General features: G+C 41.1%; 24 protein-coding genes and 1 pseudogene. 1 reads left to right on the plus strand and 24 read right to left on the minus strand.

The features are described from left to right. Positions 1–34 precede the first annotated feature (34 nt). The 5 genes from ACESPO_RS02840 to ACESPO_RS02860 are packed head-to-tail and all read right to left on the minus strand — an operon-like array spanning position 35 to position 5,468. Positions 35–547, minus strand: coding sequence for a GNAT family N-acetyltransferase (locus ACESPO_RS02840; RefSeq protein ID WP_178026045.1), 513 nt, complete (start codon positions 545–547; stop codon positions 35–37). A gap of 55 nt (positions 548–602) precedes the next feature. Then, positions 603–1,961 (minus strand): selenium cofactor biosynthesis protein YqeC, encoded by a 1,359-nt coding sequence (gene yqeC / locus ACESPO_RS02845; RefSeq protein ID WP_270666462.1) that lies wholly within the window; start codon positions 1,959–1,961, stop codon positions 603–605. Beyond that, positions 1,961–4,234: a xanthine dehydrogenase family protein molybdopterin-binding subunit gene (locus tag ACESPO_RS02850; protein ID WP_270666460.1), complete on the minus strand. Its 2,274-nt coding sequence runs from the start codon at positions 4,232–4,234 to the stop codon at positions 1,961–1,963. Before ACESPO_RS02850 ends, yqeC begins: the two co-directional genes overlap by 1 nt. Continuing rightward, positions 4,234–4,695, minus strand: a complete 462-nt coding sequence (locus ACESPO_RS02855) for a (2Fe-2S)-binding protein (RefSeq protein ID WP_016439120.1) — start codon at positions 4,693–4,695, stop codon at positions 4,234–4,236. Before ACESPO_RS02855 ends, ACESPO_RS02850 begins: the two co-directional genes overlap by 1 nt. Before the next feature lie 2 nt (positions 4,696–4,697). After that, positions 4,698–5,468, minus strand: coding sequence for an FAD binding domain-containing protein (locus ACESPO_RS02860; RefSeq protein WP_016439121.1), 771 nt, complete (start codon positions 5,466–5,468; stop codon positions 4,698–4,700). Between the two features lie 194 nt (positions 5,469–5,662). Between ACESPO_RS02860 and ACESPO_RS02865 the strand changes: the two genes are divergently transcribed. Further along, complete coding sequence (locus ACESPO_RS02865; protein ID WP_008976065.1) at positions 5,663–6,235, plus strand: xanthine phosphoribosyltransferase; 573 nt, start codon at positions 5,663–5,665, stop codon at positions 6,233–6,235. Positions 6,236–6,353: 118 nt separating this feature from the next. Here ACESPO_RS02865 and ACESPO_RS02870 read toward each other — a convergent pair whose 3' ends face one another. The 19 genes and pseudogenes from ACESPO_RS02870 to ACESPO_RS02960 form a co-directional block, all read right to left on the minus strand. After that, positions 6,354–7,406 (minus strand): threonine aldolase family protein, encoded by a 1,053-nt coding sequence (locus ACESPO_RS02870; protein WP_270666459.1) that lies wholly within the window; start codon positions 7,404–7,406, stop codon positions 6,354–6,356. A gap of 22 nt (positions 7,407–7,428) precedes the next feature. Next, entirely contained in the window at positions 7,429–9,504 is a 2,076-nt protein-coding gene (locus tag ACESPO_RS02875) for a zinc ribbon domain-containing protein (RefSeq protein WP_270666458.1), read from the minus strand. A gap of 27 nt (positions 9,505–9,531) precedes the next feature. Further along, positions 9,532–10,677 carry a hypothetical protein gene (locus ACESPO_RS02880; RefSeq protein WP_499788442.1) on the minus strand — a complete coding sequence of 382 codons (1,146 nt, stop codon included), beginning with the start codon at positions 10,675–10,677 and terminating at the stop codon, positions 9,532–9,534. Positions 10,678–10,703: 26 nt separating this feature from the next. Beyond that, positions 10,704–13,427 (minus strand): vWA domain-containing protein, encoded by a 2,724-nt coding sequence (locus ACESPO_RS02885; protein WP_499788443.1) that lies wholly within the window; start codon positions 13,425–13,427, stop codon positions 10,704–10,706. A gap of 219 nt (positions 13,428–13,646) precedes the next feature. Beyond that, entirely contained in the window at positions 13,647–13,859 is a 213-nt protein-coding gene (locus ACESPO_RS02890) for a GNAT family N-acetyltransferase (protein ID WP_499788444.1), read from the minus strand. Continuing rightward, positions 13,790–13,972: a hypothetical protein gene (locus ACESPO_RS02895; RefSeq protein ID WP_016439126.1), complete on the minus strand. Its 183-nt coding sequence runs from the start codon at positions 13,970–13,972 to the stop codon at positions 13,790–13,792. The genes ACESPO_RS02890 and ACESPO_RS02895 overlap by 70 nt, the downstream gene beginning before the upstream one ends. A gap of 70 nt (positions 13,973–14,042) precedes the next feature. Beyond that, positions 14,043–14,363: a TfoX/Sxy family protein gene (locus ACESPO_RS02900; RefSeq protein WP_120105189.1), complete on the minus strand. Its 321-nt coding sequence runs from the start codon at positions 14,361–14,363 to the stop codon at positions 14,043–14,045. 66 nt (positions 14,364–14,429) lie between these two features. Then, a complete protein-coding gene (locus ACESPO_RS02905; protein WP_336304823.1) occupies positions 14,430–14,861 on the minus strand; it encodes a hypothetical protein in 432 nt (143 codons plus the stop codon). A 30-nt stretch (positions 14,862–14,891) separates the two neighbouring features. Beyond that, on the minus strand, positions 14,892–15,053 hold the full coding sequence (locus tag ACESPO_RS02910) for a DUF6440 family protein (protein ID WP_336304822.1): 162 nt from the start codon (positions 15,051–15,053) through the stop codon (positions 14,892–14,894). A 103-nt stretch (positions 15,054–15,156) separates the two neighbouring features. Then, positions 15,157–15,672, minus strand: a complete 516-nt coding sequence (locus ACESPO_RS02915; RefSeq protein WP_336304821.1) for an MBL fold metallo-hydrolase — start codon at positions 15,670–15,672, stop codon at positions 15,157–15,159. A gap of 32 nt (positions 15,673–15,704) precedes the next feature. Beyond that, positions 15,705–16,550 carry a MerR family transcriptional regulator gene (locus tag ACESPO_RS02920; protein WP_336304820.1) on the minus strand — a complete coding sequence of 282 codons (846 nt, stop codon included), beginning with the start codon at positions 16,548–16,550 and terminating at the stop codon, positions 15,705–15,707. Between the two features lie 218 nt (positions 16,551–16,768). Next, positions 16,769–17,242, minus strand: coding sequence for a hypothetical protein (locus ACESPO_RS02925; protein ID WP_117576253.1), 474 nt, complete (start codon positions 17,240–17,242; stop codon positions 16,769–16,771). 24 nt (positions 17,243–17,266) lie between these two features. After that, complete coding sequence (locus ACESPO_RS02930) at positions 17,267–17,785, minus strand: ClbS/DfsB family four-helix bundle protein (protein WP_117576254.1); 519 nt, start codon at positions 17,783–17,785, stop codon at positions 17,267–17,269. Between the two features lie 53 nt (positions 17,786–17,838). Continuing rightward, a complete protein-coding gene (locus tag ACESPO_RS02935) occupies positions 17,839–18,195 on the minus strand; it encodes a DUF3592 domain-containing protein (protein WP_016439136.1) in 357 nt (118 codons plus the stop codon). A 152-nt stretch (positions 18,196–18,347) separates the two neighbouring features. Then, the gene (locus tag ACESPO_RS02940) at positions 18,348–18,743 is read right to left on the minus strand and encodes a hypothetical protein (protein WP_499788445.1); all 396 of its coding nucleotides are present in this window, start codon (positions 18,741–18,743) and stop codon (positions 18,348–18,350) included. Between the two features lie 47 nt (positions 18,744–18,790). Then, positions 18,791–19,545, minus strand: a pseudogene (locus tag ACESPO_RS02945) (hypothetical protein). 19 nt (positions 19,546–19,564) lie between these two features. Next, positions 19,565–19,894, minus strand: coding sequence for a hypothetical protein (locus ACESPO_RS02950; RefSeq protein ID WP_016439140.1), 330 nt, complete (start codon positions 19,892–19,894; stop codon positions 19,565–19,567). 52 nt (positions 19,895–19,946) lie between these two features. Then, positions 19,947–20,240, minus strand: coding sequence for a DUF5963 family protein (locus ACESPO_RS02955; RefSeq protein WP_165851926.1), 294 nt, complete (start codon positions 20,238–20,240; stop codon positions 19,947–19,949). A gap of 30 nt (positions 20,241–20,270) precedes the next feature. Continuing rightward, complete coding sequence (locus tag ACESPO_RS02960; RefSeq protein WP_016439142.1) at positions 20,271–20,831, minus strand: HD domain-containing protein; 561 nt, start codon at positions 20,829–20,831, stop codon at positions 20,271–20,273. Positions 20,832–20,856: the final 25 nt, after the last annotated feature.

Raw genomic sequence — 20,856 nt, forward strand, 5'->3', positions numbered from 1 at the left:
TCCTTCATTCTCTCTTCCCGCGAAGGCTCCCAGTCTATATCACATAGCTATGGCAGGTCATCGTTCTCCCCAGTTTTTCAAAATACATCGTATAATCTTCGACATAGGTGTACCCGCATTTTCTGATCAGTGCGTTGGATGCCGGATTATCTGTAAATGCATCTGCAAAGCAATAATCATACTCCTGCTTAATCTTTTTTGTCCAAAACCGGAGCAGTTCTGTGCCATACCCCTTCCTATGATATTCCTTCCCCAGAACAAATCCGACTCCTGCACACTTTTTCCCTTTATAAGGCTGTTCTTCCATCTTTTCAGGAAAAATACGAAAATAACCAATCACCTTCTGGTCCAGAAGGATTGCAATTCCATTCTCATCTTCCACTAAATTTTGAAAAAACTCACGAAACTCCTCCTCGGATCCCAGCGCCTGATATCCGGCAGGCTCCGCGATCAATGGATCCGATAAAATGGCATGCAGCGCTGCCCCATCGCTCTCTGTAATTTTTCGATAATGAAGTCTTTCTGAAGATATCTCCTTTTCTATCATACTCTTTCTCCCCTTTGCAAATTTAAACGGAAAACGACTGCCCAGTCTCTGATTTCTAATCTGCTCTATCGTTTTTTTCTGATACTATTTCGATCTGTTCGCAAAATATGATCTCTTCCGGTCCTCCATCCGGAAATCTCCCGGCAGGAACCCGGTTGATCAGGACTGTGTAGCTTCCTTTCACATTCTTTTTCAAACCTTCATCACTTCCCGCGATATACAGAAGGTCTTCCCACTTTATTTTCTCTTCTGTTCCTTTCCCGAGAAATGCTGCAAGCATCTCCGGACGAAAACCTGCCTCCTCGATGGAGTGGCCAACTGCCGGATATCCAAACACTCCTATCACAATATCTGTTCCCGGAAAGATCACCGGCTCATGTGCGGCAGGGATTTTAATGTCCTTCCCTTTTGCCCCGTCTGCCTCAACGATCAGTACGTCTGCCAGACTGCACAGCGTTTCATAACTTTCGGAAGGGATGCCACAGATTTTTCCATTTCCGCAGGAAACACCTACTGTCAGGATCCGCTTCCGCTCCAACCGCTCTGCAAAATCTCTAAAAAAATCAGTGGAAGAGCCATACTCGCTTTCTGCATTCCACTCCACAAAGTTCTCTGCAGGCTTCCACATATGTGTTGTCGTTGTGACAATGACCTTTTGTCCAAGCAACGCTAATTCCTTTGCCAGTCGGTAACAGGTTGTCGTCTTTCCTCCCGCCCCGACAACAGAAATAATCTTATCTCTGCCCGGCAAAATCCCAACTGCATTGCAAAGGCTGCCAAAAAAAACAGGATCTCCCTGCTTGATTTTCCACACATCTGTATGCTCACACATTTTGCTTTCTGGTGCATAGTCCACGTCTTCCAACTCCTGCCTGGATGCTGCTTCTCCGAAAAAGGTATCCTGCAAATGCCGCTTCATCACCTTTTTCCCTCCGATATCCCCGGATAATGATAACAATTCCTTCAAATAAACTTCTGAAAATACAACGGGATTGCCCCATTGTTCTTTATAAGTCAGACATCCAATTCCTTTTCCGCTCGCTGCATATCCGCTCAAAAAAGAAACGATCGTCTCCATCTTCAAAAATGGCTGGTCGCAGACAAAAAAGCTGACTGCATCGCCTTTTCTGATTTTGCCTAAAATGCTTTGGATTCCGAGTCGGATTGACCAGGAAACGCCTTCCTCTGGTGCATCATTTCTAACAACCGTCCATCGTGCCTTTTTCATGCTTCCAAAAATTTCCTCATACTGCGTCACAAGCACTTTTTCTCCGATTGGAAGACTCTCTGCAATCTTTTCAATCTTCTCGGTCAGATGGCTGTACATCGGCTTTCCTTCAACCAGACTTAACAGCTTGTTACTTCCAAAGCGGCGGCTGTTTCCAGCCGCCAATAAAATCACATGAATCTTCACTATTTTTTCATACCCCAGTATACTTTCTCCGCAGTGATTGGAAGTTCCTTCACACGAACCCCGGATGCATTGTATACTGCCTGTGCAATTGCCGGAGATGGAGTGTTGATCACAACTTCTCCGATGGATTTTGCACCAAACGGACCGGTTGGCTCATAGCTGCTCTCAAACTCTACACGGATCGTACCTACATCCTGTCGGCTCGGAATCTTATACTGCATAAAAGAATTGCTGAAATTCTTTCCACTCTCACTGTATACAACATCTTCATAGAGAGCCATTCCGATTCCCTGCGCGATTCCGCCCTCTGTCTGTACCCTTGCAAGAGACGGATTGACAACGGTACCACAGTCTACCACTGCAACGTAATCTACCAGCTCAATTTCTCCCGTCTCCTGATCCACATCCACTTCTGCCATGCCGACCATAAACGGCGGCGGAGATACTGGAGAAGAATAGGATTCAGAAGCAAACAGTGCATCCTCATTGTTACACATAATGCGGTTTCCAATCTCCATCAGAGAAATTTCTCTTCCATCCTTTAAGCAGAATACCTTCTTTCCGTCAAAATCGACTTCTTCCCGGCTGCATTCCAGATACTGAGCTCCTTTTGCCAGGATTTTTTCTTTTAAAGTCTCACACGTCTTCATCACAGCGATTCCGGTAAGATATGTCGTACTGGATGCATAAGATCCGGAATCATACGGGGATACATCGGTATCTACTCCCGATACGATAATATTTTCCATTTCACAATCCAAGCAGTCTGCCGCCATCTGTGCAAGGATTGTGTCACATCCTGTTCCCATATCGGAAGCGCCGATCATCAAGCTGTAGAACCCATCATCGTTGACTTTGATTGCCACAGAAGCATTGTCCACGTTGGAGATTGAGGATCCCTGCATCGCCATCGCAACACCGACTCCGCGGACTTTCCCATTGCCGAGATCTCTTGCCGGGAATTTTTCATCCCAGTGCATCATTTCTTTTGCTTTTTCCAGGCAACGATCAAGCGCGCAGCTATTTGCTGTTTCTCCATAGTACGCAGGCATCACCTGACCTTCTGTCACGATATTTTTCTCGCGGAGGGCAACCGGATCGATCCCCATCTTCTCTGCAAGTTCATTGACTGCCGACTCTACCGCAAACAATCCTTGTGTGGCACCATATCCACGATATGCCCCGGCAGACATCACATTTGTGTAAACAACATCGTAAGCAAACCGGAATGCTTCTGTCTTTCCATAAAGTGGAATGGATTTATGTCCTGACAGCCCTACGGTTGTCGGTCCATGCTCACCGAATGCTCCTGTGTTGGAAAGTGTATAGACATCAATTCCTTTGATGATACCATCTTTGTCTGCTCCGACACGAACCTTCACTTCCATTTCATGACGCGGCGTAGAGGCAATCTGGGATTCCTCTCTCGTATAGACAAGTTTTGCCGGCTTTCCGGTCTTCATCGTCACGATTGCAGGATAAACTTCTGTCACAACTGTCTGCTTTGCTCCGAAGCCTCCTCCAATACGTGGCTTGATGACACGGATCTTTGATTTTGGAATATCCAGTGCATTGGCAAGAATTCTTCTGACATGGAACGTAATCTGTGTTGAGGAGACAACGTTTAATCTTCCATAAGTATCCATATAAGTATATGTGCGGAATGTCTCCATCATTGCCTGCTGGTTTGCTTTTGTATGATAAGTTCCTTCCACTACATAGTCACACACATCGAGAACTGCATCGATATCTCCATGCTCCTCTCTTCCACAGGCACAGAGATTTCTCTTATTATCTGCGCCAACCGGGCAAAGGCTCTTCCAGTTTTCCTCCGGGTGGATCAAAACCGCATTGTCTTTTGCCTGATGGAAATCAAGTACCGGCTCTAACACCTCATATTTGACCTTGATCAGTTTCATCGCACGTTCTGCCGCTTCCTTCGTCTCCGCAGCGACGATTGCCACCGCATCTCCGACAAAGCGTACTCTCTGATCTAAGATCAGTCTGTCATAAGGACTTGGCTCCGGGTATGTCTGCCCTGCCATTGTAAAACGCTTATCCGGAACATCCTTGTAAGTAAGGATACATTCCACCCCCGGAACTTTTTTTGCATTTTCCGTCTGAACCTCCTCGATCAACGCATGCGCATGAGGACTTCGCAGAATCTTTACGACCAGACAGTCTTTCGGTGCGATATCATCTGTGTACACCGGCTTTCCGGTCACAAGTGCCGGAGCATCTACCTTTGGCACTGCTGTATTTACAAAACTCACTACTTCGTCCCCCTTTTCATCTCTAAATATTTCTTGATCGCGCGGAGTTGTCCCATATACCCGGTACATCTGCACAGATTTCCCGCCAGATATTCCTTTACTTCTTCCAACGTCGGATCTTCTAACTCTCGCACCATCGCAAGTACATTCATAATAAATCCAGGCGAACAGTATCCACACTGCTCTGCCCCCTCTGCTGCCAGAAATGCGCCGAATTCTGCCGCTTCTTCCTGAAGGCCTTCCAGTGTTGTTACCTCTTTTCCTCCCACTCTTGCCGCAAGTACAGAGCAGGAAAGAGAAGGTGTTCCATCAATCCAGACCGTACAAAGACCACAGTTTGTCGTCTCACATCCGCATTTTACACTATAACAGCCCTTTGCCCGAAGCAGATCAAGTAGAACGGTATCTTCCTTGATGTCGGCAGTAGTTTGTTTTCCATTCAATATAAACTTTACTTCCATCTCTAACACTCCTCCATCAATGCTTCTATCTGTCTGCGGATCAGAACCTTTGCAAGTGCTTTCCGGTATTCACTGCTTCCGCGCATGTTGCTGCCAAATGTAACCTGCTCTGTCAGCTTTTCTGCAATTTCAGCCGCATTTCTCCCATCAGCCTTCTCTGTCACAAGAACTGCCTTCATCGGTCTGGCTCCAACCGATACCTGCCATTCCTCTCCTGCTTTTGCCACACCACAGGCAATTACCGGGAAATCCGTCTTCGTTCTTCTGGAAGAAACATAGCGGATCTTTCTTACATCTTTTCGAATAATCACATTCACAAGAATATCACGATCTCTCTTCTGACAGACAAACTCTCTGAGCGGTACAATTCCACCCTTATACAATTCTACATAGCAGTCCATCGCCAGAAAACATGTCAGAACATCGGAAAATCCAAATCTTCCAAAAATACTTCCCCCGACTGTCGCCTGATTACGGAACTGTACGCCTACAATATGTCTTACACACTCTCTTACTGCCCCATCTGTATATTGGTTAATCCCTTTATGCAGTTCCAACTGTCTCAGAGTGCACATACACCCGATTTTAAATTCCTCTTCTGATTCTTCTATCTGATCTAATCCCATGCCGGACAGATCGATCGCAGTCTGTACCCGTCCGCTCCCGAGCCGCATCCACATCATTCCTCCAAGAATTCTGTTCGCACGCTTCTGATTCAGCTCGTATGCTTCTTCCAGACTCTCCGGCTTTACATAACTGTTTATCGTTATCAAAAAAATCCTCCTTCCAGCATTTCCCTTGCTGTTTCGTCATTTTATTACATACAGATTTATTTTATCACATTCTACTTCATATCACAATTTGTAATTTCTTTTGTTTTCCAGTTATTTTTTGTTGAAAATCCTCGTCCCTTGCGGTATGATGATTTATAAATCAAAAAATCACCGAAGAGAAGGGAAACTATACCATGCAGCTTTTAAAAGAAAGAATCTTAAAAGACGGTGTTGTCAAACCGGGAAATGTATTAAAAGTAGACAGTTTTTTAAATCATCAGATGGATATCGATCTGATCAATGAGATTGGAAAGGAATTCCGAAGAAGATTTCCAAGCGATAAAATCACGAAGATTCTCACGATCGAGGCTTCCGGGATCGGGATTGCCTGCATCGTCGCACAATATTTTGGTGTTCCTGTTGTCTTTGCAAAGAAAACACAGAGCATCAATATCGACGGGGAAGTCTACCACACAAAAGTAGAATCCTTCACACACAAACGTACTTACGATGTCATCCTCTCCAAGAAGTTTTTAAATGAGGACGACCACGTTTTGATCATCGACGATTTCCTTGCAAATGGCTGTGCAATGTTAGGGCTGATCGATCTTGTAAAAGGTTCCGGCGCTACGATCGAAGGTGCAGGAGTTGTCATTGAGAAAGGCATGCAAAATGGCGGTGATCTGATCCGCTCTCAGGGTGTTCACTTAGAATCGCTGGCAATCATCGATTCCATGACAGACACTTCACTGACATTCCGTAATTAGAAGAATCTCCCATACATCCGATGTTTGCCAGACACGGTCTGGCAAACACCCGTGATTTCTATGGGAGATTCTTTTTTTAACGAAGCATGGAAAGGAACATGCTTCCTATGGAGTTAGTTTAAAGCGCTTTCTTTATCTGCTCTGCATCACGGAGAAACTGTTCTACGTTTTCTTCCGTTGTTGCCCAGCTTGTACAGATTCGGATCACATTTTGATCTTCTCCAATCCGTTCAATATAAGATACACAATATTTCTCTTCTATTTTTTTCAATTCCTCATCCGAAACGATCACAAACTGCTGGTTTGTCGTACTGTCCTGCATTTTGTAACCTGCGTTGAGTAAACCTTCTCTAAGTTTTTGTGCAAGTTTCACCGCATGTTCGCCCAAATCAAAATACAAACCATCTTGAAGAAGCTCCAAAAACTGGATTCCAAGCAGCCGCCCTTTCGCCAGCATACCGCCTTTTTGTTTGATCAGATAGCGGAAGTCTTCCTGCAGTTTTGGATTACAGATGACAACAGCCTCTCCGAAGAGTGCTCCCATTTTCGTCCCTCCGATATAAAACACATCACAGTTTGCCGCAATGCTTTCCAAATCCAGATTATTATCCTCCGCTGCCAAACCATATCCCAGTCTTGCTCCATCCAAAAACAGATACAGCCCGCACCGATCACATACCGCCCGCAGTGCTTCCAGTTCCGCTTTTGTATAAATTGTTCCAATCTCTGTCGGATTAGAAATATAGACAAGTTTTGGCTGTGGCATATGTTCGTGAGTGGCATCCTCCCAGTGTAATCGATATACCCGCTCCACATCTTCTGCCGTCAGTTTTCCGTTTTTTCCCGGCACGGATATCACCTTATGCCCAACCGCCTCGATTGCTCCTGTCTCATGGACATTAATGTGTCCGGTTTCCACGCACACTGCCGCCTGATGCGGGCGAAGGAGCGCTGAAATCACTGTCAGATTTGCCTGCGTTCCCCCTACAAGAAAATGGACTGCTGCTTCCTCTTTTTTGCAAAGTCCGCGGATCAGTTCTGCCGCTTTCTGACAATAAGGATCTTCTCCATATCCGACTGTCTGTTCCATATTCGTCTCCATCAAACGTTTCAAAATTTTCGGATGCGCTCCCTCCGTGTAATCACATTCAAAATGAATTTTTTGCTGCATTTCTTTTTCCTCCTTGTATTCTTTATTCCATCAATTTTCCGCATTTTCCGCAATATTTACTCGCAGCGGAATTTTTCGCCCCGCAATACGGACAATATCGTTCTTTTTCTTCTTTCGTTTTCTGCTTCTGTTCTTCTCTCTGTGCTTTCTTTCGTTCTGCTTTTTCTCTATGATTTTCCTGTGCCTTTCGGGCTGCCCTTCCTCCAATGATAAGAAGAAGTAACAGAAGCAAAAAGACTGCCGCTGCCATTGCCGGAATCCATAGAAGTCTGAGACACTCCTGCCTTTGTTCCAATACCTTTGTCAAATCAGATACCGGAGCCGCCTTTAATACCCCGGTCAGATTTTTCCCTGAAATCTTCTCTGTCAGTTTCCAGTAACGGTACAGATACCAGCCGCTGCCAGCTATCCCTCCCAATATTCCACAGACGCAGAAGCCTTTTGCCACTGCGAAGATTTTTCTTATATTGCCCCCTTTTCTGCCAGAGACGATTCCAAATATCCCCATGAGCAACGCACACAGAAACGTAGTAAGAAATGTTCCTCCCAAAATCCAGAAGTCTCCCGGAAGCGGTGCTTTTTCCCCTTTTGTACCTTCCTTCTGATATTGTACAAGAATCGTTCTGGATGTCTGATTCCCAAGTGGATCTGCTGCGGTCAGTGTGATCGCATTTTCTCCTTTTTTTAGTTTGAGGGAAATCTGAAATGTCCCATCTTTCCCAATTTTTTGCTCTTTGCCATTTATTTTCAAAGTAGCATCCGAGTCTGTTTTCCCAGAAAGCGGAAGCACCTTTTCTTTCACTCGGATATTCTCGTCCACTCCGTAAAGCTCCAGCATTGGCGGTACAACATCTGTGCTGATCCGTCTGGATACCCGGTAAAAACTTCCGGTTTCCCATCCATAGACAACACAGATTTCCTGCGTTTCCATATCTGCAATTTCAAATGCAGCTGTTCCGTTCTTTTCCCACTGAACCTTCTGTGACTTTTCTCCTACTGCTATTTCTGCCTGCACCTTCTTATCGCCAACATCATACGAAACTTCTGCCGTTGTCGATCCGGTCTGCTCCGGTGTGTCAATCGTAACTGTCACCCCTGGATTTAATGAGATCATCCTATCATATTTAGCCACGATTTTTCCATTGCTCATAGCGGACAATTCTACTTTCAGATCCTCTCCATCCAGATCAATGCTGACAGTCGTCGCTTTGCTGTCCCTATCAAGCTGTTCTGCATAAACAGGTTCCTTTGTATCTTTCCCCTGAAACACACCGATCACCCACTGGTCACAGGATTCCTCGGCATTGGTCCAGTCGATCTCCAGTGCACTGTCTGCATAGTCCAGTACGGTGCGAAGTTTTGCCCCGTCACCTGCTTTTGTACGTCCTTTCACAGAAAAGCCTTCTCCAGTAACTGCCGATGTGGTGAGTTCCGTCTCATCAGTATCTGTGACCACTGCATCTATCTGCAACCGATAATTTTCTCCATCGGGCAGCGAAGAAATATCTACCTCTGTTTCCAGTTTCTGGTTTGCTATACCGCTACCACTTTTCAGCTCTTTCTTCCCGTCAATCATCTCCCCGTTCATCGTCACTGCATAAATATAATATGTATATCCGATATTTTCCTCTGCAGTCACCTCTGCCTGAATTCGAATCCGCTCTTCTTTGGGCGCTTCCATCACAAAAGATTGTATCTCCACTTCCTGATACCACGGCATGACATGGACTTCCAGTTTGCTATTTGACTTTTTATCGTAATCTATGTACCAGGTGCCTCCCGGTGCATTTCGCAGATAATAGTAAACTGCCCCCTGCCCTTTTTGTACCGCCGCAAAATCACTCTCTTTTGCATACACCTTCCCGGAAGGATCCGTGATAGAAACTTCCGGCGCTTCCTTATCATAAGTGAGGATTACAACAACATCTTTCTCTCCTTCCAGAGTCATCAGATCCGATCTTGCTGCCTGTACTTCTTGGAGTTCTCCCATCTGTACCATCCCAAAGCAGACAAGAACAATCAACAGAATATGCAGAAAGCCTTTTTGCATTTTCTTATACACCGCAAGTCGTTTTTCTATTTTCTTCCTTTTTCCCATACATGCTCCCTCTTTCATATCCTTTTCTTAACTCAGTGTCTTGCTCGAAAGTTTTGGATTTTCCGATGCCCATACAAGATGAATGCCTTTATCTCCCGGATCACTCGTCTGTCCATGCAGCCCGAATGCCCACACTCCGTTATGCTGCTCATAGACTCCGATAAATCCCTGTCCTTTTGCCTGCGTCTGCAAAGCCAAAACCCACCAGGATACATTTGCCTCCAACTCCCCGGAAGCCCCAATTCCACACACTTTATTTGTAAGTGCAAGCTCCGCAGCTCCCCGGACATTGAACATACAATTATCTTTCTTCATCTTGATTCCAACTCCGACTTCTCCCCGGAAGCCATTGACTGTTTCTCCCTGCATACCAAGCAACATATTTGTATAAGAAATTCCTTCTCCAAGCTCCAGTGTACAGTCTCCGATCTGAACTGCTTCCAGAAGTTTTGCAGTTGCTGCCACCGAAATATACTTTCTGCTCAACTGGAATTCCAAAGACACCTGATCAAGAGAGGCAAGGCTTACATCGCCGACCCATTCTTCCAACCCTGGCTTAAATTCGGAAACCTTTGCCACCGCCACCTCAAAGCCTCCTTTGTATTTCAGTTTCAGAAGTTCTCTGATATCCAGCTTGTCCATCGAACTGATTTCCTCCACACCAAGTGAAAAATCTGAAAAGGTTACCGGAACTCCCGAAATTGTCGTATTGACCGGATAGTCTGCATACAGTTCTACGCCATTCAGCTTCCATTCTTTCCACTGCAGTTCCAGTCCCATGCCATCGCATAACATTGCAACATTGACAAGTACTTTCGCAGAAACATCCCCACTTAATGTATTCAGATTTAGTTCCGCTGTACCAAGATTACAGTAGATTGGCATATTCCCAAAGAGTGCATGATAATTTTTCTCATCTTCCTCCCCAAGACTCAGTGAAATATCACAGCCAATCTGCTTATTATTCATGATAATCTGTTCTGTATGATCAAATTCAAATGCAAACGGACTTGCAGATTCTGCTGTCTTTAAAACATCATCCTGAAATGGAAGCTCGGTCTGTACACTTTCAAACTCAATGACTGCCTGATTTGGATACAATGCGATCGTCGCATAATCAATCCTTGAAAAATCCTGCAGAATGAATGCTCCATTTGAGACCGCCGGTTTCACCGGATACTTATCCGAGGAAGCATCTGTCAGCGGATCATTCCTTTTGCAGTATTTCTATCATACTGTACATAAGATCTCCGACAGCGCATAAGTACTTCCGGATCTTTCTTCAAATCTCCTTCTAGTTGGACACTGTCCTGAAATCCAAGCCATCCATTCATCCGGATATATCCGGTCAGTTTTGTCGTGTCTCCGCAAACCTCTTTCCCGGTAGAAGTAAATATATAATTTCCATAACGAACCGTATTCAGATCTCCTGAAGTGATCACAAGCCCAGACGGGAATACTCTTCGCTCTCCATTTGCCGTCACATAAACGTCATACACTCCACATGCTGCTCTCGCCGGAATCGTTATTTTCCAGCTTGTGTCACTTTCATATTTGCATTCTAACTCATATTCCATTGCCCCGTGAAGAGATACCGAAATCTTATTTTCTTTCTTTAAATCCTTTCCCGTCAGTCTCACCTTCTGGGGGGCAGGAGACTCATAGAGAAGCTTCGTATCTAACCCATAAAATATCATATCCTGAATCTGCAGATCACTCTCTGGTCCCAGATCTTCCTCTGTCAGATCATTCTCATACAGATAATACGATCTCTCATCATAAATCTTCCTGTGTCCTTTATGTTCCACTCGGAGTGTCCGGCTCTGTGTCATCGTGTCGACTGCCTGATATTCAATCTCATAACGGTTCTTACTGATCTGATAAATATACTGATAGAAAGAATAGAGCGAATTGGAATCCGATACAAAGACATATGCTCCGTTTCCTGCATCGGAATAAGTACTTAGCACTTCCGACTCTACATCCGCACCAAGCCCCATCGAATACAACAAAATATTTCCGTTCTCACAGGCGGAAGTGATCTTCTGAAGTTGCTCCTCTGAAGGGATACTATCCTGTCCATCCGACATGATCACCGCGATATTCAAGGCATCTTTTTCTTTTGCCAGCATCGAAAGTGTATATTCGACTCCACTGTATATATTGGTTCCACTGTCAGAACGGAAAGACTCCACAGACTGCTCCAATTTCTCCCTGCTGCTTCCCGGCTCACAGACCCCTTCTAACACACCGCTTCCAAATGGAACAATCCCGATATTGACCTCATCCGCAAGCTTCCCTACAAATGTAGAAACTGCCTTCTTGAGATTCTCAATCTTCTCTCCTTCCATGCTGCCGGAATTATCGCAGCAAAGCGCAATATTTACTGTGTCATATTCCAGCTTCTTCACTTTATAATCAGGAATTTCTACCCCGCAATCAAGGATTTCCACATTTTCCCGGAACTTCTCTTCGGTGTCTGCAATCCCCTCCTCCAAAGAAACTACTGCCCGAACAGTTTCAAACTCCTTGGTATCAATTCCCGAAATACTTACAGATGCCGCCTTCTGATTCACAGTATCTGTGACATACTGCGTGAAATCTTCCTGCCTCTCTTCTTTATTTTCCTGAAAAGTTTTTTCCTTCTGTCCGTCTGTATCCTGAGAATGATCTGTGATCGGAACGATATGATCAACGGTAAGTTTCGCATAAGTATCAATTTCTTTCAGCTGTTCTTTATCTTCTTTCTCCGATAAAATCCGATTCAGTTCTCCTGCCGGACCACGATAAGCATCATCCTCACTCCTTGCCACAGTATCGAGCGCTTTATCCAGGCAGGAATTCGCACTTGTCTGATCTCCACTCTCGTAGGCAAGCCTTGATGCCTGCATATAAAGCTTTGACGGTTCTTTCTCTTCTTCCTTCCCCGCTGCCTCTAAAAGTCTGTCACGCATCCAGAAATCATATGCATCTTCACTGTCATCCGATGCTTTCTCTAACTGCTTCAGCGTCTGATCGATCAGTTTCTTGTCTTCCCCGGTATACCTGTATCCCTTTTTCTGCTTATTTACCCAGGAAAGTGCCTGCTTGGCCTGCTCTGTCTTTGCCTGCAATTCTTCATTTTTACGGAGCATGGATGTGCTGATCAGTCCCTGACGATACAATTCAGAAAATACAAGCAGCTGACTACTGTCCTCCCAGGCATTCATCTCCTGCGCAATCTCCTCATAATCTTCCTCTTGGATCTGTCCTTGCATTTTGGCAAGCTTCATCTCCCGGAGTTTCCATATCTCTCCATCCGGGATGTCTGCTTTCTTTTCTTCCTCTTCCCCATCATGTTCTTTCTGTACTGCAAGATAATAGGAAACTGCATCCTCTGTCCCTGTCTGCTTTTCTGTACAGGAAGATGCCGCTTCCTTCAAAAGCGATTTTGCATCCTCTCTCGCATCCTCATCCGCTTCCTTCTTCGCCCTCTCTATCACTTCCAGCTCTTCTTTCAGCTCATTTCTTCCAGCTGCCTTTGACTTTCTGTCAATCAGCATCCGGTACAAGCCTTCCGCACCGTCATAGTTTTCCTGCAATCCATAAAGCCTTGCCCGCGCAAGCAGATAGGCATCATCATATACCCCCGAAGAGAGATAATTCCCCAGAAAAATTTCTGCCTCCTCATATGCCTCTTCTTCCATAAATCCATAAGCAAGTCCAATATAGACATCCTCCAATTGCTCTGCCGATGCTGTTTTCTCATCCTCTTTCCGTTCACTCCCTGTGAAAATAAATATCCCGGCAAACACTGTCGTAATTCCAAGCAGAACAAAAACAGCACTCCACACCAGCCTCTGCTTCCTGTGAACTACTATCAACAAACATACGATCACTAGCGCTGCAAGCATTCCCACGATCATCTGCAATCCCGTACCCATAATCCCCCTCCTTCTCATTTGTACACTGTCTCACTGTGTTTCCTCTTCTATATACGAAATTTCTCTCACTGTTTGACAGAAATAAAGTCTATCTTTATTATAACAGTTTCATTTTCTGACGTCATTATTTTTCTATGTAGGGAACAGACAAATTCATGCCGTGACCAAAAGGGGATCCACAAATTTAAGAAGCAGGAAACCTTTCGATTCCCTGCCTCTTCATCTGTGAATATACATTCTGATCTGTTCAGGATCTTCTTCGCACTGAACCATACAGAAAAATTCCCATCCATATTTTTCATAAAAATCTGTAAGATCCGTAATCAGATAGAGTGGTGTGATCCCTTTCCGCTTCATATCTGCTACAACTGTATGCAGTAAATGTCCTGCGATTCCTTGCCCTTGATATTCTTTTTCGGTATATACGCACATACATTCGGTGTAAGATCTTTTTTGTTATGAAAATCATTTACAATGACCCCAAGACCTCCCACAATATTATCCCCATCCGGACTCATTGCGATAAATAAATTTACTTTTCTCATAACACTGTCCTCCAACTTCTGCTTTATCTGTCTGCTCATTTCACTTCTGTTTTCTATAGCCGAAAGTAATTTATCTTTTCTTTTTCGGCTTCGGTGCTGGTAATTCATCATACATAACGTGAAACAGACCTGTTAAAAACTCCTTACTGTCAACTTCTTCGACCAACAGCATCTCTTTCGCTCCATCATAAGGCAATTCATACGAAACTGTTGGCATATAACTAATTGCTGATTTCACCGGTTTTACAAGTAATCTATCATCATAGATACCACCTACAATCTTGCCATGATAGTAAATAATAAATTCTCCCATCATAGATCGATAAGTAATTTCTTCCAGATCCGATAACTGCCCTAAAACAAATTCTAAATATTCTTTACTTGATGCCACTGCTAAACCTCCAAAGTCAAATTCATGTGTACTTCCACGCTCTTCGTAAGACTGGAATTTCACAGACTAATATCCTCTATATTCGTGGAGCAAATCACCTAGTTTTTCATTTTTCAATATAAAATCCATCAAATATTCTATCGTTATTTCAAATTGAGTATTTCCGTCCTTTTTAAGAGTTTTTGTTGCAAGTACTTGCTCACCTTGTTTTGATGTAATTCTAAATCCATGTATAATCCTATTTCTCATATTCACAATTTCTAAAAATAAGTTTTCAATTTCTTTATTTCCAGTTTTATTAGAAATAGTATCTGATATACATTTCCTAAGCAATCCTGATTCTTTATCAATCAAATCATACCAATTAAATGAATCATCTGTGTTAATGATATTTTCTATTATAAATCCATTATTTGAACTAAAAACACATAGAGCACTACCTAATAATTCCCGATACTCTTTTGTTGGCAATGATTGTCTACTATAATTTTCGTACACCGCTATACCTCCAAATTCAAAATTGTAGCACTATTTACTTACTACTGGTTTGCCGTCTTTATCAAGTAATGGTGTAAATCCCGCTGCATTTCCGTTTCTATGGAAAACATAATTCACACCGGTTTCTGTATCAACCCAAATTTCCACTACATCAATCGTACCTTGTTGATAAATCTTCTTAAAACGATCCATAAGTATTCCTCCTTAAAAATTCTAATTTGTTATATATGATTCTTTAAATTCTCCACTTTTTATTCACTTGATTTTCTATTACCATTACATTAAATGCTAAACTCTACAACAAAAAACAATTAGAGTATATTTTCCAAATAGAAAAGAAACTCTTCTTTCGCAAGTGGTTCACAGTGACTAAAATACAGCAATAATAATCTGTTGATTGAATCGTCTGTATCAAATCTTGAACCCGATCTTTGTCCATGTATCCATTATCAAAAAAATCTGCTCTGGTGATGTCCCCTAAAAACAACACCTTTTCTTCAAATACATAAACACAAGTGGTGTCATCTGAATGTGAAGAAACCGTATGAAAAATTTGAGCTGTGATGCCGCTCAAATCCAACGGTATATTATCAGAAAATGCTATATCTGACAGCACAATATTTAATTTATCCTGTCCACAATGTTCTTTTTCAAAATGAACATCTTGCTTTTTTAGTATTTTGATATAGTTGAGGTCCTTTGCCTGTTTTTGCTGATCTTTTAGAAACTCATTTGTTTTATCGTGAGCAATACTGATTCCATTGATGGCATGCACACCAAAAATGTGGTCATGATGCCAATGTGATTTCATTTTTGTCCCACCTTTCAGGTAATAACTCCGGATCATAAAAACTCTTTTCCTCGCAAATCCATTTTAGTTAAACCAACTACTAACAATCCAATAAAAACTACCGTGTTCACAAATAGCAGCAGAACAATACTTTTTACCACCCCGAAAGTAAACAGTATCAAGAAAATTTCTATTGACAACACAATAAAACACATATAATTTGTCAAATACGCTGTTACAATTTCTCCATAATAATTGTTCATCTGTAATTTTACATAGATAAAAGGCTTTAGTAGATAGCGGATTATGATGCATAAAATCGGACAAATAAAAATCCAGTTTTTATTTACCAGAGATGTTGCCACTCCATTACTCCATTGTACTGGAATTTCTGTCGGTAACTTAGAATAAGAGAATCCTCCAATCATCAAGCATAGTACAATAATAATTGTCCAAGTAAGCATACTCCCCCATATATACAAAAAGCTGACCGAATCTAATTTGAAAACAACCTGATGGTCGTTCCAATAATCTTCCAATTCTGTTACATATTGTTCCACCTGTAATTTTTCATAACTAATGCTTTCTTCCTCCAACATTTTTTCACACATGAATCTCGCCTTATCCAAATCAATCATCTGATTTTTTAATACTTCATTCTGCTTTTTAACCATTTCCTGCAATGTTACTTTCTCAGACATAATACGTCGTATATCCTCGATAGAAATTCCCAATGTACGTAGATATGCAATCTTCTTTATATTTTCCACATCATTTTCAGAATAATCTCTATAACCATTCTTTTCGTTTCTGGAAGGCTCAATGAGTTTTTCCTTTTCATAAAAACGGACATTAGAACGTGATAAACTTGTTCGTTCTTCTACTTCTTTTATCGTCATATTATTCACCCCTTTCAAGCAACTCTTTTTTATTACCTTAAGAATAAGCTATAAACAAGGTTTACAGTCAAGTATTTTTTCAAAACCACACCATTTCCGCTTAATTTTTTTTCATGTCAGAGAAGGCGAACAAACAATAAGAGCCCTCAAACTAATACTTGATATAGTGAAATATGATCATACACAAATCGACAATTCCTATTTTACACTGTTACGCTTTAGTTCCCCACAGCCTGAATAGCCCCATATTTTGTATATGGAAGATATTCTATTCTTAGATATTCATTTTTATCAATATATCCCGAAAATATAGTAATTTCTATTTCCTCGTCTGTCACTTTATCATGTAGAAAAATACTTCTTCTTTCCGAAGATAGATTCGCACCGCCATGAGATTGTTCCGTGACATATCCTTCCGCATAACAATACTGTTTGTTTATGATATAAGGCATATCTAAAGCAACATCTTTCAAATATAAGATTAAGAGAATAGTAGCTATCATAAGAAGACTATTAGCCAATCGAAGAATTTTTATATCATTTTTTCCAGTATAATCTTTTTCTATCACTTCTTTATCAAAAAATATCGAATACACAAACTTTCTCTTTTTAATTAGATAAACGATACAAGCCATGAAAGCTATAACAAATAATGAAACTCTTGTAAATAATCTAAATATGGCAAAATTCATTCTATCCCCACCTGATATTCTTATTTACAGTGCTACCTTTTTCCATTTTCTAATCTTAGTTCGAAAAGTTTCGAAAGGCGCAACCGTATTAACATGAATGAACTTGTAGACTTCCCATACCGCTGTTTTTGTAGCATCATCAGCCCATTTTCTCATATGCGGCTGAAATAGTTCTTTCTCGCTCATTGAATCAATCATGGTATGGATCGATGCAATATTTTGTTTTAATTGATCTTTTAATTCTGCTAATGATAAATATGCGTAAGTATCCGTAAACCATTGATATAAATCGCCTAGCTGATTCCACTTAAATAGTTCGGATGGGGTCTGCACTTTTCTTCCTTGTTTCTCATCATTTTCCCATTTCAAAACTAATGTCGTCCATCCAACCTGATAAGCAAGATTTTCTGCCGGGGTTCTGTCCACTTCAATTACTCTCTTATCTTTTAAAGATTCCGGAATATCATCAAATTCGGAAATATACTTTTCAAAACTTTTATTGATTTCATTTTTTAATTCTTCTTTATCCTTGTATGTTCTCAAAATATCTTCTCCTTAAATTCTAATCTGTTTAATAACATGATATCTCTTCAAATTTATAATTGGATCAGCACAAATAGTAACACACTTAAAATCAGTATGATCAAACCTGTTACAATAAATACAGCAGCTATCGTGCTTCCCAGAACAGGTCTGTCCACATAACATCTTTTCGGATGATCGGGATTATAGTAAACGGTCATCTTGCTGCCAATAGGCCACAGCTGTTCTGCTAATTCACGCAAGTTTGCAATCGCTCCCGTTTTTATATGCAGCCAGCCTTTTTCATCTTCATAGACGCCTGACGCTACATGTACGGATAGTCCAGATATCCTCTTTGTCAATATCCCACGAAATTTTTTCTTTGCTGTGTAACGATTTCCATCCACAACATATTCCACGATCGGATTCATACTTCCGCCACCCGGAAACTGGTATTACACAACAGTGCCTTCTATCTTTTTCATACACTGCTTCGTTTGTTTTCTTGTCACAAAAGTTATCATCACTCCAGAGAAAATGAAAAGTACTCCTACCCCTCCAACCAATAGAAATCCTAACCATGCTATTTGTATTTTTGATATGATATCCGTCCTTTCCATAACCGGTAAATCAAATAAACAACGAGTGGAATTGCCCCGACTGCCCCGGCAAGTGTGTAAATAGGCCAGGTAAGAAACCCAATAATAATTTTAGGAGCAGCTGAAGTCAGCCACTTTTTAGCGATATGGGAGAAAAATATCAATCCCGCAGGTATCCCGGAAAAAAGCATCCCAAACGAAATGATGCTCCGCGGAAATCCGATCGGTTCCGGAACCGGCATGTCTTGACTTGCCCAAAATGCAATATATTCGGAATCATTGACTTGTTTCATCTGCGTAACTGCTACAAAATAGCCGATCACGCACCCTAAAATCAAAAATGTGAAAATATATAAAATCTGTTTTTTCTCTTTTTTCATACTGGATATCCTTTCCTTTTTCTTACCAATACCGGTAAACCGGCATTTTACTCAGGTACATCTATGGAATAACTCAGGCAGTCGCCTCTCTTATCGCTCTTTAAATCATTGTAATACCACATATAGGTCACTCTGCCATATTCATCAATTTCAATGACACCGTCCGGCTTTTGTCCTTCAATTTCTAATGTATAGATTTCTTTTTCATGCGCATATCCAAACACAAAACGAGTATCCGGATAGTTTGGATTTAAGTCTTGTTGAAAATCACTCAATGTTAAAATAGAATGAAGAAACTTATGAAAATCTGAGCTATATCTACTGTCCGGCTTCGCAGTAACTTGTGTGGAAGTGATAAACGCATAGCGTGTATTTCCATTTTGTATTTGCTTTTTTAAGCGTGCGAATACGAATCCCTGCACCGGATCATCGTTTGTTCCCGCCCGATAAAAATCGTATCATACTGCTCACCATTCCATATATGAAAAGTTTCATCCACATGATTAAGAAAATCATCCGGAACGGAAAGTTCCTCATTTTCTTCTTTCAGAGCAGAATGTAAAATAGCTTTTTCAATAGAGTCGTAATAGGTAAGCTCTGAATCATTTTTATCATAATCACTCATCGTAAATGCTACATACTCATTATCTTTATTTTCCTCCTCTGGAATATAAGTATAACGACCATTTTCAATGTGATCATCATATTCAAAATCAACAAATAATCCAATACCTATCAGAACTACAAAAATCAGAAAAACGATTCCAATAAGGATGAACAATATTTTCAAAAATTTTTTCATGGAATATCACTTCCTTGTCCTACTGTTTTTTATATTTCTTCTCGATAAACAAGCTATAAATTACCATAAATACTATCGTTTCAATCATTACACCAAATACTGACAGCAAAATATATGGAGTATTTTGAGCACTTAATAAAGGCATTCCTAACACAACAAAAAGCATTCCATAGAAAATAAACAATTTACCCAGTGCATGATTATATCCCTTTATATCTCTTACTGGAAAAGCCTTCATGTTCGCCCAAAAAGCAACCGTCTTTTTTGAAAAATAAGCACATACTCCTATGCCAATCAGAATACAACCAACGATTGCCCATACTATAAATCCTATCATTCGTCCGCCCATATCATATCCTCGATTTCACAAATTTAAATTCATCTCTCCATATTACTGGAATTTATTTATGTTTTACTCTACTGATTCTACTGATAAGTTCTTCAGCAATAGCGCTAAGAAACATACAAATACCACACACTACTCCCATATAAATTTCTATTGTTTTGCCAATGTACTTTGTTCCTGATTTTGTCAGTTCATAAATAGGTATTCCAAATATTTTAACAGGCAATGTATCTACACTTGTGCTATATACATTAATGTCTCCAAAATAAATTGCGACACTCATCAATATTATTGCGACTACAAATCCAATTACCAACACAACTATGATTTTTATTTTTTCTTCATTTATTTTTACCTCATCAGATTCTAATTTAAAATATCAGCACTTGGAAATCTTCTTCATAGTATCTTGTCTAATTTGTTCCCTCAAATCAGACAAGCATTGGGAAAAGCCCACTCTGTCATCCGCATAGGTTAAATTTAATTCAAACTCATTTTCAGACCATGTCGAAATATCAGAAAAATTATGTTGGATCAACGCCTCCAGGCTATCAATTGCTTTATAGATTTTGGCTTCGATTGTCTGCTTTTCTGCCATTTCCTTATACAAGTCTTTCATTTCCTTTTTAGTTGCTTCCGGCAATGTATCTATCCAGGCATTCAGCAGATGTTCTTCTGTATCTTCATGTTCTTTTGTTTTTCTAAATGTAGGAATATCACCCGTAAAACATTCCCCTAGATCATGTATAATACACATTTGGATAATTTTATTTATATCGGCATCTGGAAATTCATTTTTCATAAAAAATGCCATGAGAGTCATCATCCAACTATGTTCAGCAACACTTTCCTGACGTCCTTTCGATGTATAACAATGTCTAGTCGTATCTTTCAACCTCTCTGCTACAGCCAATGCCTGCAATAATTCTTTTTCTTCCATCTTAATTTCTCCTTCAAATCCTGAT

The organism is Coprococcus sp. HPP0074, assembly GCF_964238105.1.
In the GTDB taxonomy this organism is placed as follows: Bacteria; Bacillota; Clostridia; order Lachnospirales; family Lachnospiraceae; genus Faecalimonas; species Faecalimonas umbilicata.